The sequence below is a fragment of the Paraburkholderia sp. J12 genome, assembly GCF_905220215.1.
GTDB lineage: Bacteria > Pseudomonadota > Gammaproteobacteria > Burkholderiales > Burkholderiaceae > Paraburkholderia.
In genome coordinates this window covers 283,286-298,535 of sequence record NZ_CAJMZC010000005.1, presented here as the reverse complement: position 1 = coordinate 298,535, position 15,250 = coordinate 283,286, and the positions used below count along the sequence as shown (strand labels likewise).

Sequence of the window (15,250 nt, the reverse complement as noted above, 5' to 3'; positions counted from 1 at the left end):
AGCGCTAGTGCGCGAGGGCGGCACGATTCATCACAACGCGAAGCTGACCGGCGCCGCCCCACCGCCCGGATGCGGCAGCGTCGTCATCGGGATGCCGTAAATATCGGTGAGCGTTTGCGGATGCATCATCTGTGCAGTCGGCCCGCTCGCGAGCAGTCTCCCCTCCTTCAACGCGATGAGCTCATCGCAGAATCGGGCGGCCATATTGATGTCGTGCAGCACGACGACGACACCGAGCCCCCTCTCCTCGCTCAAACGCTTTACGAGGCCAAGCACCTCGATCTGGTGTGCAATATCGAGTGCCGAAATGGGCTCGTCGAGCAGCAGACATTCGCTGTCCTGCGCGACCAGCATGGCCAGCCACACCCGCTGGCGCTCGCCGCCCGAAAGACTATCGACCGCGCGATCGGCGTAGCGCGCGAGATCGGTCTGCTCGATCGCCTCCGCCACTTTGCGTTCGTCGTCCTGCGAAAAGCGGCCCAGCGCGCCATGCCAGGGATAACGCCCCAGAGCGACGAGCTCACGCACCGTCATGCCATCGGCGGCGGGCAGATGCTGCGGCAAATAGGCCACCTTGCGCGCGAAGGCGCGGTTATCCCAGTCGGCGAGGTGCCGTCCTGCAAAGCTCAGCATGCCCGCGCCCGGCTGCAGCTGCCGCGCCAGCAGCTTCAGGAGCGTCGATTTTCCGGAACCGTTGTGGCCGATCAAACCGTACATGCGGTGCTTCGACACCGACAGCGTGAGCGGCTTGAGCAACGCGCGGCCATCGACTTCGAAAGACACCTGGTCGAGCGAAAACAATACGTTCGCATCCGGGTCGGGTGTCGTGCCCGCCCGGTTCGGGGCGCTCAAACTTAAGGACTCCGTTTCATTCATGTTCATGGAAGACTCATTGACTGGCGCGAAACATCTCGACGACGGACGATGCACGCAAGGCCGCGCTGCCGCTTGCGAGCAGGTCGGCACCTGTGCCCGTCTCCACGATTTGCCCGTATTCCAGTTTGATATAGCGGTCGGCCAGATGGAAATAGCGGTCGTCGTGCGTGATGACAACCACGGTCTTGCCTTTCGCTTTCAACTCGGGCAGCAGTTTTCTGTAGAAAACGTCCTTGAAAAGCGGATCCTGATCGGCGGCCCATTCGTCGAACAGATAGAACGGCCGGTCTTCGAGGTAGGCAACCAGCAACGCGAGCCGCTTGCGCTGCCCTTGCGAGAGGTCGAGTGTCGAAAACGTGCCGTCCGCGACACGAACCTTGTGATCGAGATGAAGTTGTTCGAGCAATGTCTGCGCGGATTCATCCAGCCCGTCGATCCGCATGCCCAGCAAGCTGTCGAACAGAAAAAAGTCGCTGAACACCACCGAAAACAGCTGCCGATAATCGTCGCGTTTCGTATCGGCAACAGGTTCGCCATTCAGCAGAATGCGGCCTTTCTCGGGTGAATAGAGGCCCACCAGCATCTTCGCCAGCGTGGTCTTGCCACTACCGTTTCCGCCGATCAGATAAACCAGTTCGCCCGGCTTGAACGACAGATCGATGGGGCCGAGCGTGAACACATCGTTTTCCTTCTCGCGGAAATAGTGATGCGTGACGCCTTCGAGCGTGATCTGTTCGAATGCATGGGTCGATGTCGCGGCATCCGTCGTTTCGACGGGCAGATCGGCGCTGAACTGCCGAATGCGCTCGAGCGCCACTCTTGCCGAACTCACGTTCGGGATCGCGGAGAGCAGGGCTTCGATCGGCATGATCATATACAGAAAGACCATCGCGTAGCCGGCCATGACATGCGGGCCGACCGGAAACACGCGATTGAGCACGAACAACGTGCAGCCGATGAACGCGAACAACATGAAGCTGCCCCAACTCGCGGCAGCGGCGTAAAGCACGTAGCCGCGCGTACGTTGAACGCGCACGGCTTCGACGTTGGTCGCCAGCGTATCGTCCACAAAGGCCGCGCGGCGCAGGCGATGCAACTTGAGTTCCTTCGAGCCGTCGAATAAGGCACGAAACTGCTTGATCAGATCGTCTTCGCGGCGGCGCGAGGCACGCAGATGAAACATCGCCCGGCCATTAGCAAACCAGAAGCCAAACGCCCCCGCGCCGATAGTGGGTATCGCAAGCAGCAGGATTTCCCAGGACAGATAGCCGAGATAGCCAAGACAGCCCACGATCACGGCGCCCTGCATCGCAAGCGTGGGCAGGCTGATAAACAAAATGACGATCGTATCGAGATCCTGCGTCAGAACGGCTAGCGCTTTCGCTGCGCCCTGCCGTTCGAGTTCGCGATAGGACGCTTCGCCAATGCGGCGGATCGCGTACATCCGCAGCGTCGCCTTGGCACGCTGTCCGAGATACATGAAGAGGGTCTGCGACAGCGTGCGTGTGACCAGCACCCATGCGCCCACCAGCAAAAAGCGCCAGCCGAGTTCGATCAAACGATCGCGCGATGCGCCAAGCGCCTCGTTGATCAGCGCGATCAGTCCGGCATTGCCCAGCCCGCTCACGATACTGGTCACCAGTGCCGTGAGGAGCATCCATCGTGAATGACGAACGAGATACAGAAAAATAGACATGGGGATTTCCTGAGGCAATCTCGCCGCTCTCGCCGTTTGAAGAGGCCATGGCGGATTGCCGTTCTTTGTTTTTCCACTCAGGTTGTCGGCGGCGAAGTCCATCCAGCGACTTCGCCGCCGACACTCAACGTCTCAACAGCCACAACAGATAAGGACCTCCAATCATTGCGGCAAGCAATCCAGCTGGCATTTGCTGCGGGAAGATCAGGTTGCGACCCGCCCAATCGGCAAGCACCATAACCAGCGCGCCAATCAACGCGGCGACGAGCAACTGGGCGCGCGCCCGCGGAAAGCCGAGCAACCGCGCGAGATGTGGCGCAAGCAACCCGACGAACGACAACGGACCCACCACAATCGTCGCACCCGCCGTGGCCATGGCGGCCACTAGCATCAAGAGGAATCGGGCGCGGCCGGCTCCGACGCCCAACGCGCCTGCTACGCCCTCTCCCAGCGGCAAAATCGTGAGCCAACGGCCGCATACGCCCGCTGCAACGGCAGATGCCACGGCCCAGACGGCGGCCGCTGAGGCAATGCCCGGGCCAATCAGATAAGTCGAGCCCAGCGTCAGGCTGCGCAACAGAAAGGCATAGCTTCCGCCGCTGGCCGTTGCGAGCGCAATCACCGATTGGGACAACCCGGTCAGCGCTACGCCGACTAGCAGCATCGAGGCAGGCGCGAATCGGCTTCTGCGTGCGAACAGCATCATGGCCGCAAGGCCCAGCAACGAACCCGCGAGCGATGCGCCCAGCAGCCCGGTTGCGGAGGGCGCAGCCCACGCCAGCGTCGCGCAGAACAGGCCCAGCATGGCGCCGCCGCTCACACCGAGCAGCTCCGGACTTGCCATAGGATTGCCACTGGTTCTTTGCAGCACGGTGCCGGCAATCGCGAGCATCACGCCCGCCGAAGCGGAAGCCACGAGGCGCGGCACGCGCCAGAACGCCACGCTCGACAACTCGTCAGCGCCGCTCCAATGCCATCCCTGTGTTGTGTTGGAGAAGCAGAGCGAGACGAGAACGGCCAACTCGAGCATCACCAGCAGGAGCGGCGCGACGGTCCCGAGCCTGCGCCGCGCAATGGCCGGTTCGGAGAGAAGCGCGCCAACGCTGCTGCCGCCATTGACAGGCAAGCGGCGCAGAAGCCACAGCAACAGCGGACCGCCGAGCAGGGCCGTGGCCGCGCCGGTGGGCAACAGATCCCCGCCCATGCCAGGCAAGCACTGCACGGCCTGATCGGTGAGTGCAAGCAATGCTGCGCCGGTCAGCGGCGCCCAGAGCAACTGATCGCGCAGGCGCCGGGCGCCGGCCAGGCGTGCAAGCACCGGCCCCGCCAGCCCCACAAAGCCGATCACCCCGACGGCGCTCGTGACGAACGCACCCAACGCGACCGCCACGGCGAGGGTAAGCGGCCGGACGCAGGCGAGCGACAGGCCGAGTTGCCGCGCCCCTGCATCGGGCAACGCGAAGAGCGTGAGCGGCCTCACCAGCAGCACGGCGCACAGCACGCCGGCCGCTACACGCGGCAGCAGCCACAGCACGCTGTCCCAGCCGTTCTGGCTGAGCGAACCTCCGCCCCAGATGAACACGGCGATGAGCGTGCGCTCATGCGCGATCGTCAGGATCACGCCGACCGCGCCGCAATACAGATTGACGATCATCCCCGCCAGCACGACGGGAACCGGCGCGAAGCCCTTGCGCCAGGTGAGGCTCAAGGTAACGAGCATGGCCAGTGCCGCGCCCGCGAACGCAATGCCAAAGCGCTGGCTCGCGAACAGCGCGGGCGCCCAGATCGCGGCCACGGTCATGGTCAGGCTTGCACCCGCGGAAACACCAAGCGTCATCGGCTCGGCAAGCGGATTGCGCAGCACCTGCTGGAACAGCGTCCCGGCGAGCGCCAGCGCGCCGCCTGCGACCAGAGAAACCACGAGCCGCGGCAACCAGGCGTACTGCACGACCAGCCGCTGCAGCGCAACGGCCGGTGCTGCCGGATTGGCGTCGAACCATTGCGAGGGCGCGAGGTGGCGGCTCAGCGTATGCATTGCGAGCAAAGCAGCGAAGAGCGCCAGCCAGGCAGCGAGACGCCACGGCCGGCGGTCTGACGAACACGCAGGCCGTGTCGCTGCGATCGCCGCTTCATCGGCTAACCGCCTCATGACATGGCTCCGGTCAATGCGTCGGCAAGCTGCGTCGCGAAGCGCATGGCCGATACGGGGCCTCCGGTCGCCGATGCCTTGCCGATCCGATAAAGGCGCCCGTCCTTGACGAACGGCAGGGCGCGCCAGAGCGGGCTCTGCGCGAGTTCTGGGGGGATAGTGCGCGACGGCATGCCGACCAGCACAGCGCTGGCATCGGGCCGCTGCGCGAGCGCTGCAACGTCGGTTTCGGCGATACCCTGGCCATCGGCCCCGCCCTGCCAGGCGTTGGTCAGGGCAAGTTCGCGCATGACGCCGCCGAACAGCCCCTGCGGCCCGTAGACCGTCACATGCCGCGCGTCGATGGGCCGGACCGCGTAGAGCGGCCGTTGCCCGCCCCCGGTCGCCTGCAAACGCTTTGCGTTGGCCGCCACGACATCGTCGAGACGACTCAGCAGCGCCTCGGCCTGCTGCGCACGACCGAGCGCGCCTGCCAGGTGGCGCGTCTGCGCGCGCATGTTCGTATAGGCGTCCACACCGGGCGTGAACATCGTGATGGTGAGTGTCGGTGCGATGCGCTCGAGCATCGGGCGCAGCATGGCATGCCACGCGGTGATGACGATCAGATCGGGCGCAAGCCGTTGCAGGACCTCGAAGTTCGGCTGATACAGCAGCCCCGTATCGACCACCCCGCTGGGCAACGGCGGATCGCCGTCGAGCTGCGTGTACCAGACCGGCCGTGCAACGCCCACCGGCACGAGGCCGAGCGACAGCACGATCTCCGTGAGGTCCCAATCGAGCACGACGATGCGGCGCGGCGCACCGACTGTTGCGTGCGCAACGTCGCCTGCGAATGCGGCATGCCACGGCGGTAGCAGGCAAGCGGGCGCCGCCATGCACGCTGCCAGCCTCGCGAGTGCACGGCGGCGCCCTGAATCGATCGTGTCGGCGATTCTCACGACGCAATCACCACGTATAACGTGCCGAACCTACGATGGAACGCGTTGCGCCCCAGTAGCAGAGGAACGTGTTCGTGCAATACGAAATGTATTCATGGTTGAACAGGTTGTTGATGTTCAAGCCAAGTCTCCAGTCCTGCCAGTCGTAGTGGAACGCAAGATCGACCAGCGTGCGTGCGGGCACCTGGAAGGTATTCGCGTTGTCGCCTTCCGTACTGCTCATGTAGCGCACGCCGCCGCCAACGCCGAAGTTACGCAGCGGGCCGCCATGGAACGTGTAGTCGGCCCACAGTGCCGCGTTGTGACGCGGGGCGATGGTCGGACGCTTGCCTTCATAGGTCGTGTCTTCGGTCACGCGCTGGTCGAGGTAGGCATACGAGGCGATCAGCTTGAGCTCTTCGGTCAGGTTCACGTGCGCTTCGGCTTCGATGCCTTGCGAGCGCACCTGGCCTGTCTGGACCTGATAGTTCGCATTGGAAGGATCGGTCGTCGCCACGTTGTCCTGGCGCAGATCGTAGGCGGAGAGGCGGAAGTAGCCCGCATAACCCTTCGGCTGATAGCGCACGCCGATTTCGACCTGCTTGCCGGTGGTCGGCACGAACGGCGAGCCGTTCTCCGTCGAACCGAGCACCGGCTCGAACGAACGCGCATAGCTCACGTAAGGCACGATGCCGTTTTCGAACTCGTAGGCAAGACCGGCTCGCCAGGTGAAGGCGTGATCGTTGGCGTGCGTCACCGCGGCGTCGGCCTGCTGGTTGGTGCTCGCATTGTCCTCGCGGATGCCCACCGTGAAAACCCAGCGCTGGTAGCGCATTTCATCCTGCGCGTACACGCCGATCTGGCTCAGCGAATAATCGAGGCGCTGATTCGGCGTGATCGTCGAGAGGGACGCATAGTCCGGGTCGTAGAGATTGAGCGTTCCCACCACGCCGCCACCCGTATCGTCGCCGCCCAGTACGCGACGATAATCCACGCCGAACAGCACGGTGTGGTCGATCGGGCCGGTTGCGAACTTCGCCTGTGCGTGCGTGTCGACCTGGAACTGGCTCCAGTGCTCGTTGTCGACATTGCCCCACATGTAGGCCGTGTCGTTATTCGTGAGCGGGCTCGTCACCGAGGTCTGGTAGTAGCGCTCGTCGATATGCAGGTAACGCAGATTCTGCGACACGCTCCACGTATCGTTGAACGCATGCTCGAACTGATAGCCGAACCAGTACTGGGTGCGATGCATGCCGTCAGTGTTCGGGTTACCGAAGTATTTGTCGGGACCGAGCTCGCCGTTCGGATTGCTCCAGATCGTTCCGCTCGCGGGGACCGGATTGAAGAGGCCGCCGTTCGGATCGCGCTGATAGCCGGCTTGCAGCGTCAGGCTGGTCTGATGATCGGGCTTGATCGTGATCGACGGTGCGATCGCGATGCGTTGATCCTTGATGTCGCTGACCTGCGTTTCCGCGTCGCGCCCGATCCCGGTCACGCGATACAGCACGGTGCCGTCCTGGTTGAGCGGGCCGCTCAAATCGAAGCCGAGCTGATAGTTATTGTGATTGCCGATGACCGCTTCGACTTCGTGATACGGCGTTTCGGTCGGCAGCTTGCTCAGATAGTTCACCATGCCGCCGGGGTTGCCCTGGCCGTACAGCACCGAGGACGGCCCGAACAGCACGTCGATGCGGTCCATCAGATACGGATCGATACGCGGCGTCGCAAAGCGCGGCGACTGGAACAGCGCGAGACCGTCCATATAGGAGTCCATATCGAATCCGCGAGCGCGCAACTGATCGAAGCGCACATCGGTGCCGTCCTGCGTGTAGACGCCCGCGGTGTAGCGCAGCGCCTGATCGACGGTCTGCACGCCCTGATCGTCCATCTGCTGGCGCGTGACCGTGGAGATAGACTGGGGATTGTCGATGACTGCGGAGTCGGTTTTCGAACCCGTCGTGCTGCGCTTCGCGACGTAGCCCACGCCGGGCCCCTGCGGGTCTTCAATGGCGGCGGATTGCACCTTGACGGCCGGAAGAACGGTTCCGCCTGACGCGGCCGTTGCGCCGGCATCGGTCGAGTCGGCCGCGTAGGCCCGCAGCACGCTGCTTCCCAGCAAAGCAGCGATCACGCTCAGTCGGAGCGGGTTGGAAAAATCCCCGATTTTCATCTTGTGTAGCCTTTCTATACCTTCACCAGCATTGTTTAAATGATAAGCGTTTGCATTAGCATTCGCACTATTCTTCTCAATCAGTTGATCAGAAGGATCATACCGGCTACCATTTCACACAGGTTGACAACATTTGTTTAGTTTTTGCCAACTTCTGGCCGAATCTAAACGGCTGCCCCCTGAGGTCCCATGAAGGAATTTCTGCTCAAGCGCTACCCGCACCAGCGCCGACAACTTTCACGCCAGGTGACCGTGCGCGCGATTACCTACCACGACGGCGAGCGCGAGTTATGGCATCAGCATGAGCACGGCCATCTGATCGTCCCGCTGCGCGGCGTGGTGCGGGTGCTCACGCCCAGCAGAACGTGGACGTTGCCGCCTTCGCGCGGGCTGTGGCTGCCGTCTTTCATCGACCACGAGTTGCACGCGGTCGGCAGCCTCCATTTATGTACGGTGAACGTCGAGCCGGGCACGACCGGATGGCTCTGGACGAAAGGCAAGGTCCTGCCCGTCGAGCCGCTGTTGCGCGAACTGCTCAAGGGGATGCTCCCCGACGGTCTGGATTACGCGCCGGGCAGCCGCACGGCGCTGGCCGTGCCCTTCCTGCTCAAACTGCTTGAAGAAGCGCCGTTGCTGGGAGAGGAAGGACTGCCGCTGCCACGCGATGCGCGACTCCTCGCCATCTGCGAGCACATGATGACCGAGCCCTCCACCGACTACACGCTCGATCGCTGGGCAGACGAAATCGGCACCAGCGGCAGAACGCTGGCAAGACATTTCAAGGAGGAAACGGGGATGAGCTTCGGGCACTGGCGCCAGCACATGCGCGCCGCCGAGGCGACGACGCGGCTCGCCTTGGGTGCCGCGGTCACGGAGGTCGCGCTCGGGCTGGGGTACAGCACGCCAAGTGCCTTCACTGTGATGTTTCGGCGGCTGTTTGGCGCGTCGCCTCAGCAATATATGTCGTCCAGCAGCTAGTCGCCGGATGGAGGCGGGGCCAGCGGTCAGGATTTTGATGCCAGCAGGAACGGATCGACGGCCCAGACTTCCCCGGCGTCGAGATGCCGCTGCGAAAGGGCAAGCCACGCCTCGAGCGGCGTGAGACGGATGCCCGGCGGCACGGAACCGCCGAAGGACTCGGAGACAAACGACGCATTATCCTCAGGATGACGAACAACCTGAACGATGTGCGTGATGCCGCGCGGCCGGGGATGATTACTTGCCCAGCGCGGTTCTCCCATTTTCAGCCCAAGGGTGGCACAACGCGGCAGGTTGAGGGTTGTGATCTCGCGCCCTTCGAGAATGAACCCTGTGCGGGTCGCGATCTCCTCGATGATCCGGTCCGACCACACCTGCAAGGCAGCCACAACGTCGGCCCCAAACACTGCACGGCCGGCGGACTCGTTCTCCGCCTGCATCGCGCTCGTGAGAAGCAGACGGGTCCATCCCGAGCAGTCGATGACCGGCGGGTCGGCCGAGAGTCCCTCCGACTTCAAGCCGCGTTGATACCCCACGCGCCCCGTGTAGCGTTGTACGAGGTGCCACATGGTCATCTCGCCGGTGGTTAAGGACATTGTGCAAACCTTCGCGCTGCGGGATGCAGGAAGCGATTCATGAAGCCCGTTAAGATTGCGCCGTAGTATCTCATGGGTACAGGAGCCCCGAATGACGCTCGCCGAAACCCTGCTTCACCTCTGCAAAACGACGCTCGGCGCACTCCGCCGCGAACTGACCACACAACCCTCCAAGGCCCGCATGACATTCGGGACCGAGGCAATGCTCTCGGTCGCACTGGCCGTCGCGCTCGCCCACGCCTTGCATCTCTCGGACACATGGTGGGCGGCCATCAGCGGTTTCGCAGTCATGCAAACGAGCTTCTCCGGGTCCGTGCAGCGCGCGACACATCGCATGATCGGCACACTGATCGGCGCCGCGCTCGGAACGCTGATCGGCCCGTGGATAGGCGACCGTCCGTGGCTCTTCGTGCCCACGCTCGGCGCGACAGGCGGCGTCGCGATCTATTACGCCAATGGGTCCCGGGCCGGTTACGCCTGGGTTCTGGGCGGCGTGACGGCGCTGATGGTCACCTACGAAGCGCATGCGCTCATGTCGTTTCGGGCGACCGCCGTGTTTGCCGCGCTGCGCGTGGCCGAAGTCGCCGTGGGTACGCTCGCGTGCCTGCTGGTGGCAAGCGCATTTCACTTCGCGCCGATGGGGTACAGGAAGATCCTGCCGACATCGGGATCTGCAACTTCCGCCGCGGCCGCAGCGTCCTCGGCGTCACTTCCTTCGCCATCCTCACAAACGCTGCGTCCGATCCGCCGTCTGCTGGGCTTGCAGGGTGCGCTGGCCATCGTCGTCCTTGCGGCCCTCACCTATATTTTGCATCTACCCGGCTTTGCGCAGGCGATGGTCACGGCGATCGCGGTATTGATCCTGCCGCCGGGCCTGGCTGCGGACAGAACCCACCAACCGATCATGGAAAAAATGGTGCAGCGCTTCGCCGGCTGCCTGCTGGCCGGTGCGATCGGCGTGGCGCTACTGCCGCTCATGCAGGGACAAGCGATTCTCTGCACCCTCGCGCTCTGCCTTGGCGTCTGGGTGGGATGTCACGTGCAGACGGGGCGTGAAGGCGCAGGCTACGTCGGCCGGCAATTCACGATCGCGTTCATCATGGTCTTTGTCCAGGACCATCGCTGGTCGGCCGATCCGCAGCCCGCATTGCTGCGGCTATCCGGCATTCTCACCGGCATCGTCGTGCTGGCAGTGGCCATGTTCGCAACCAGCAGGCTGCATGCGCCACACACGACGAACGAGGCAAATCGCTAAGGGCCGCTGCGCTACGGACGATTCGCGCGCGGCACGCTGATTGCGCAATTCACGATCAAGCAGACGAGATTCGTCTGCGTCGATATTCCAGCCCAATCAATGAGGAGCGGATCATGAACAAGGCAAGCAGCCTATTCGTCGCGGCCCTCGCCGCGCTTACGTTGGCAGGCAGCGCTTACGCGCAGACGGGTGGAGGCGCGAACGGCAACGGTTCGTCGAGTTCCGGCAGCACGGCCTCGCCAGCGGCGACCCAGATGAACGACTCGAACGGCGGCTACGGCATGCCTGGCGCCACCAACTCGGAAAGCGGCATGGGCGCCCAGTCGCCGAATTCGACCCTGCAGCCAGGCATGAACAATGGCTCGACGCCGCCGCCGCGTCCGCCCAAGACCAACAATACGTTGGCGACCCCATCTACGGTGTCGCCGGCTGACCAATAACGGCGATCACCGCAATCAAAACAAGACGCACAGGTCGCTGTCCTTACGGACAGCGACCGTTTATTTCTCGCAACGCCCCGCAGATGATTGTTCGTGTTGCGCATTGCGTGATGCCATTGACAAAAGATACCCGCCATAACATCCGTACCTAATCGTCTAAAGCCTTATCAAGGTATTGCTTTGGACGATTCAGACGAGAGCCGGCTAACAGGAATCGGAGAACCGCGAGCACACGTCTAACCTAGCCGCCAGAGTCGGCGATCACCGTGAGCATTGAACGGTCCGTTTTGGGGAAGTCGATTGTCCTAAGCGAGTCGACAAGAGGACTGCGTGGTCTAGAACGTCGGCGGCAGTGGTAGCCTGCGCCGAGTTCGGCCATGAACCGCCATTCGACTCCACCGTCCAGATCGCCGACAATTCATCCGCTGAGATGGTCGCAAAACAATTTGTTTTCACGCCGGGGATCGTTATGGCGAAAGAATCGAGGCCTGTACTGATTCGCCCAACCAACGAAGATGATTGGGAAATTTTGAAGACAGTTCGCCTTGCCGCGCTGCAGGACAGCCCGACTTCGTTCGGGTTGAGCTACGCGACTGCGGCCACGTATAGCGAACAACAATGGCGCGACCGTGCTTCACATCAGACGCAGCCGCAATTCTTGGTTGCCGTGGAGAAAGGTCAAGCAGTCGGTCTTATCGGCGATTCCCTAAACCCCTCCGGCGAATACAACCTGATTGCCATGTGGGTTCACCCGATGCGTCGAGGCATGGGAATCGCAGGTCGATTGGTCAATGCAATCCAGGCGCGCGCGATTGAACGCGGACATCGGAGAATCGTGTTGAGCGTCGCCCCAGACAACGCCGACGCTGTAGGACTATATCGTCGGCACGGCTTCACATTCTTGCCAGAATGGGAGCCGTTGGAGAGTCAGCCTGGCATCAACGTGCAAAGGATGGAATGGACGAGCGGTCGCTGATTGTCAGAACGATTACTCTGACGGTTTGAGCGACCGCTCTGAGCGTGCTCGAAAGGCAGAAACGGGTTGGGATATGCCTTTTGCATGGCGACCATACCCGAGGCGATTACCACATTCGGGCGTGGGGCGGTAGCCGGCAAGTTGCGGTCACTCGACCTCGGCCGCCACATCGCTGACAATGCGCCCGCCGAGGACGGCCGGTAGAATGCGGCAGGTTATCCCATACTAATTTTCGCGTTTTCCTGGCTGAAAAAACAATGGCTCATGTAATCCGCATCGTCCGATGGGAGGAGTTAAGCCCAGTACAGAAAGTCGGCGTTGAAAACCTGAAGGTTTCCGATCAACAGATTGAATATGCAGGGCCGATTCGACGTGCAATCGAGGCCTGCATTTCCGATCTGACTGGCGACGTCCAAGGTCTGGCTATCTTCAATGGGGACGAAATTGCCGGTTTTCTCGTTCTGAAGAGGCAAACCGCTAACCCAGGCTGGGCGTCAACGGGAGCGGCCGTCATCTCGGCCCTACGTATCGACCTACACTTCCAAGGTTTGGGTATTGGAACAGCAGCGCTCCAGTATCTGCCGGAGTGGTTTTCGACCCACTGGCCCGACACCACGTCCATCATGCTTTCAGTCGACGAGGAGAATGAGGTCGGGCGCCGTTCATACGCAAAAGCCGGCTGGGTGGACTCGGGAACCCGGGACAAAGGAAGAATTGGGTGGGTTCGCTACATGAAGCGCGATCTGCAAAAGGTGACTGCCGTATCTGATTGAGATCGTTGCAAGGACGCGCTTCGGCCGAGGCTGTGTGAAAACGCGAAATTCCCCGGTTTTCGGGTGTCGCTTTACCAAGCCAATACAGCGCGATCTGAACGGTCGAGTTTCTCGAATGGACCATTTGGCCTGCGTTTTCACACAGCCGCGGCCGTACGGAGCCCGACGGCGGTAGGTTCAGGACGACCCACAAGCGACAGTGGAATACGTGGAAAGCGGACGTTCAGACGCTCTCCCGGTTGGCAAAGGGCTGCTTTCGCTTCAACCCTGGCGTCCCGTCCCGTTAGCCGATAACGGTCACTTACCATGCATGCCCAGGGTGATTGGCAGGGTGTGCTCGCCCGTTACTCTGCACTCGCGTGAACAAGACGCAGCGCCCATCCAGTCTTTAACTTGCCGTCTTCACGCTGCATGGGTGTAACCGCCGTCAACAATTCGCGCTTGAATTGCTCACGTCCAGCTTCCGGCATCCTGTCGGTATCGTAGGTTTCCAGCATGCTCTGCCACAACTGCTCTGGAGTCGGCAACCAGTCGACGTCAATGTCTTCAAACGTGATGTCTGAGAACCCATGCTGAAGAAGTTCCCTCCAACCGTCTTCGCTGCGCGTACGCGAATCACCGAAACGTATCTGCGCCAGGTGCGCCTTCCCAATAGGTCTAAACACGTTGAGGAACACCTCCCCGACTTCGCCCAGCAGAAAGGCTCGGCCAACGATAGCGACAAATTTGCCGCCCTTACGCAAGACGCGGTGAATTTCACCCATGACCTGCTCAATGTCGTCCATCAACATCAGGGCCATGTGCGACAGCACGTAGTCCGCAGATCCGGTTTCAAGCGACAACGCTTGCGCGCGTTCATTGATCAACCTGACATTCGGCGACAGCACTGCCCTAGCGGCAGCCAACTCGCCATTGCTGATGTCAATGCCGATCAATTTTGTCGCTGAGTTGCCCCTGTCGTTCAGAATCTCCAGCAGGGGCCCATCGCCACATGCCAGATCAACGATGGTTCGGGGCATCGCATCATTCGGCACCCGTTCTGCTAGCGCGTGATAAGACGACAAGTATTCCGCCTGTGCGGATCGCGCAGCATAGGTGGCGAAAGCCCTGCGTGTTGTTCCAACTCGGCGCTGATGGAAATCTTTCAAATAGGCTTCTGCGTCGGAAGTCATGCTTGCGTGACCGGATCGTTTAGGTTGCGGTTTTACTTCAAGGCTTTGTTATCTTCACCGATAATTGTCAACAAACTCGACTCCGATGTCGAATGTTCCTTCATGGCCGCACACCGCCCAGCACCGCCATCTCGCCCCGCCTTGACTGACGGACGGCATGCGTCGCCCCGAAGCGGCCTCTTATTCCCGCCAATACCGGACACCGGACATCTGATGGAAGGCAGCGGCCACTTGCTCATCGGGAACAGCCTCGGACAAGTGTCATCAACTTCCAAGTTGCCTCAAACGAACATCGCACAGACTCGCCTGATGGGCGACGATCGGGTTAAACCACCCCTCGGTTTTCTGCAATATCCCGTACATAAGTACGAACGGCAAAACGCCTTTCAAAATAACGAGAGTTACAAAGTCAAACGAGGTTTCGGGAACGTTCCCTTGAGGTAGCGGACCCGTGAAGAACAGGGCCATGAGCATCGCACAGACGTTCATCATCGAATGGGCGCCGAACGCAAGTTCAAGACGCTGGTCGCGCAAGCTCAAGGCCGACAAGCCCAATGAGTCAGCGAAGATCAGTGTCTTCAATCGCAAGTTATAGTCCGAATGGGCGTGCGCAAAAAGCAGGGCAACCAAAAGAACAACAATAAGCGTTGAGCGTATGTAGTGCCCGAGGGTCTGGGTCAGCCACGCGCGGAACCAAAGCTCCTCTGCGAATGCGAGGATGGGGATGATGAGCAGCTTCACCATCGATTCGAAAATCAGGCCATATTCATGTGGCGGCCACTCGAAGTGACGAGGTATAACGATCCAGGCGCCATATCGCAACGAAGTGAACAGCGAGATCGCGGCGAAACTTATCACATTGGCGACGAGATACAACCCCGCACCCAGCAAGAAACGGCGAATTCTGAACGTCATGTCTGTGGAGATGAGCGATCGGAACGGACGGCGCAGAACTTTTACGCATACGAGCCAAAGTCCGAAAATGTATCCGGCAGACTCCGCCAACGGGAATACGATCGTCTTGTCCGCTTCGGGGACTTTGAAAGGGTGGTGTCCGGAAGGAACGGGTGGAGCTACAGCGATTCCGGTAGTTATGCCAAACAGCGCAACTAGAAACTCAACTATCAGGAAGGCCAACGCAACGCTTCGCCAGTCGGTTCGCCCCATTTTGGCGAGGTCGATAAAGGCACGCGAAAACTCGTTTTTTGATTTCATGAACGCAACTCGAGTGAGACGACGTTTGCTTTACGGA

Annotated in this window: 13 protein-coding genes; 5 read left to right on the top strand and 8 right to left on the bottom strand. The window is 61.3% G+C overall.

Translation table 11 applies throughout. The annotated features are described in order from the left end of the window. Positions 1-30: 30 nt before the first annotated feature. The 5 genes from U5760_RS14380 to U5760_RS14360 form a co-directional block, all read right to left on the bottom strand. Entirely contained in the window at positions 31-882 is an 852-nt protein-coding gene (locus tag U5760_RS14380; protein WP_322012626.1) for an ATP-binding cassette domain-containing protein, read from the bottom strand. 7 nt (positions 883-889) lie between these two features. Further along, positions 890-2,572, bottom strand: a complete 1,683-nt coding sequence (locus U5760_RS14375) for a cyclic peptide export ABC transporter (protein WP_322012624.1) — start codon at positions 2,570-2,572, stop codon at positions 890-892. Between the two features lie 124 nt (positions 2,573-2,696). Further along, on the bottom strand, positions 2,697-4,721 hold the full coding sequence (fhuB, locus tag U5760_RS14370; RefSeq protein WP_322012622.1) for a Fe(3+)-hydroxamate ABC transporter permease FhuB: 2,025 nt from the start codon (positions 4,719-4,721) through the stop codon (positions 2,697-2,699). Beyond that, positions 4,718-5,659 (bottom strand): iron-siderophore ABC transporter substrate-binding protein, encoded by a 942-nt coding sequence (locus U5760_RS14365; protein WP_322012621.1) that lies wholly within the window; start codon positions 5,657-5,659, stop codon positions 4,718-4,720. The genes fhuB and U5760_RS14365 overlap by 4 nt, the downstream gene beginning before the upstream one ends. A gap of 7 nt (positions 5,660-5,666) precedes the next feature. Further along, complete coding sequence (locus U5760_RS14360) at positions 5,667-7,808, bottom strand: TonB-dependent siderophore receptor (RefSeq protein WP_322012619.1); 2,142 nt, start codon at positions 7,806-7,808, stop codon at positions 5,667-5,669. Positions 7,809-7,997: 189 nt separating this feature from the next. Between U5760_RS14360 and U5760_RS14355 the strand changes: the two genes are divergently transcribed. Next, on the top strand, positions 7,998-8,786 hold the full coding sequence (locus U5760_RS14355; RefSeq protein ID WP_322012616.1) for a helix-turn-helix transcriptional regulator: 789 nt from the start codon (positions 7,998-8,000) through the stop codon (positions 8,784-8,786). 26 nt (positions 8,787-8,812) lie between these two features. Here the strand turns inward: U5760_RS14355 and U5760_RS14350 are convergent, their stop codons facing one another. Beyond that, the gene (locus U5760_RS14350) at positions 8,813-9,382 is read right to left on the bottom strand and encodes a hypothetical protein (protein ID WP_322012614.1); all 570 of its coding nucleotides are present in this window, start codon (positions 9,380-9,382) and stop codon (positions 8,813-8,815) included. A gap of 91 nt (positions 9,383-9,473) precedes the next feature. Between U5760_RS14350 and U5760_RS14345 the strand changes: the two genes are divergently transcribed. The 4 genes from U5760_RS14345 (at position 9,474) to U5760_RS14330 (ending at position 12,826) form a co-directional block, all read left to right on the top strand. Further along, a complete protein-coding gene (locus U5760_RS14345; protein WP_322012613.1) occupies positions 9,474-10,637 on the top strand; it encodes an FUSC family protein in 1,164 nt (387 codons plus the stop codon). 113 nt (positions 10,638-10,750) lie between these two features. Beyond that, a complete protein-coding gene (locus U5760_RS14340) occupies positions 10,751-11,077 on the top strand; it encodes a hypothetical protein (RefSeq protein ID WP_322012612.1) in 327 nt (108 codons plus the stop codon). Between the two features lie 352 nt (positions 11,078-11,429). Continuing rightward, entirely contained in the window at positions 11,430-12,053 is a 624-nt protein-coding gene (locus U5760_RS14335; RefSeq protein WP_322012610.1) for a GNAT family N-acetyltransferase, read from the top strand. A 257-nt stretch (positions 12,054-12,310) separates the two neighbouring features. Continuing rightward, positions 12,311-12,826, top strand: coding sequence for a GNAT family N-acetyltransferase (locus tag U5760_RS14330; protein WP_322012608.1), 516 nt, complete (start codon positions 12,311-12,313; stop codon positions 12,824-12,826). Positions 12,827-13,170: 344 nt separating this feature from the next. Here U5760_RS14330 and U5760_RS14325 read toward each other — a convergent pair whose 3' ends face one another. Continuing rightward, positions 13,171-13,998 (bottom strand): class I SAM-dependent methyltransferase, encoded by an 828-nt coding sequence (locus U5760_RS14325; protein ID WP_322012606.1) that lies wholly within the window; start codon positions 13,996-13,998, stop codon positions 13,171-13,173. Between the two features lie 264 nt (positions 13,999-14,262). Continuing rightward, positions 14,263-15,213, bottom strand: coding sequence for a type II CAAX prenyl endopeptidase Rce1 family protein (locus U5760_RS14320; protein WP_322012604.1), 951 nt, complete (start codon positions 15,211-15,213; stop codon positions 14,263-14,265). Positions 15,214-15,250: the final 37 nt, after the last annotated feature.

Coding starts and splice junctions, on each gene's coding strand:
- U5760_RS14380 (WP_322012626.1), bottom strand. CDS start 882: ATGAACATGAATGAAACGGAGTCCTTAAGTTTGAGCGCCCCGAACCGG.
- U5760_RS14375 (WP_322012624.1), bottom strand. CDS start 2,572: ATGTCTATTTTTCTGTATCTCGTTCGTCATTCACGATGGATGCTCCTC.
- fhuB (WP_322012622.1), bottom strand. CDS start 4,721: ATGAGGCGGTTAGCCGATGAAGCGGCGATCGCAGCGACACGGCCTGCG.
- U5760_RS14360 (WP_322012619.1), bottom strand. CDS start 7,808: ATGAAAATCGGGGATTTTTCCAACCCGCTCCGACTGAGCGTGATCGCT.
- U5760_RS14355 (WP_322012616.1), top strand. CDS start 7,998: ATGAAGGAATTTCTGCTCAAGCGCTACCCGCACCAGCGCCGACAACTT.
- U5760_RS14350 (WP_322012614.1), bottom strand. CDS start 9,382: ATGTCCTTAACCACCGGCGAGATGACCATGTGGCACCTCGTACAACGC.
- U5760_RS14345 (WP_322012613.1), top strand. CDS start 9,474: ATGACGCTCGCCGAAACCCTGCTTCACCTCTGCAAAACGACGCTCGGC.
- U5760_RS14340 (WP_322012612.1), top strand. CDS start 10,751: ATGAACAAGGCAAGCAGCCTATTCGTCGCGGCCCTCGCCGCGCTTACG.
- U5760_RS14330 (WP_322012608.1), top strand. CDS start 12,311: ATGGCTCATGTAATCCGCATCGTCCGATGGGAGGAGTTAAGCCCAGTA.
- U5760_RS14325 (WP_322012606.1), bottom strand. CDS start 13,998: ATGACTTCCGACGCAGAAGCCTATTTGAAAGATTTCCATCAGCGCCGA.
- U5760_RS14320 (WP_322012604.1), bottom strand. CDS start 15,213: ATGAAATCAAAAAACGAGTTTTCGCGTGCCTTTATCGACCTCGCCAAA.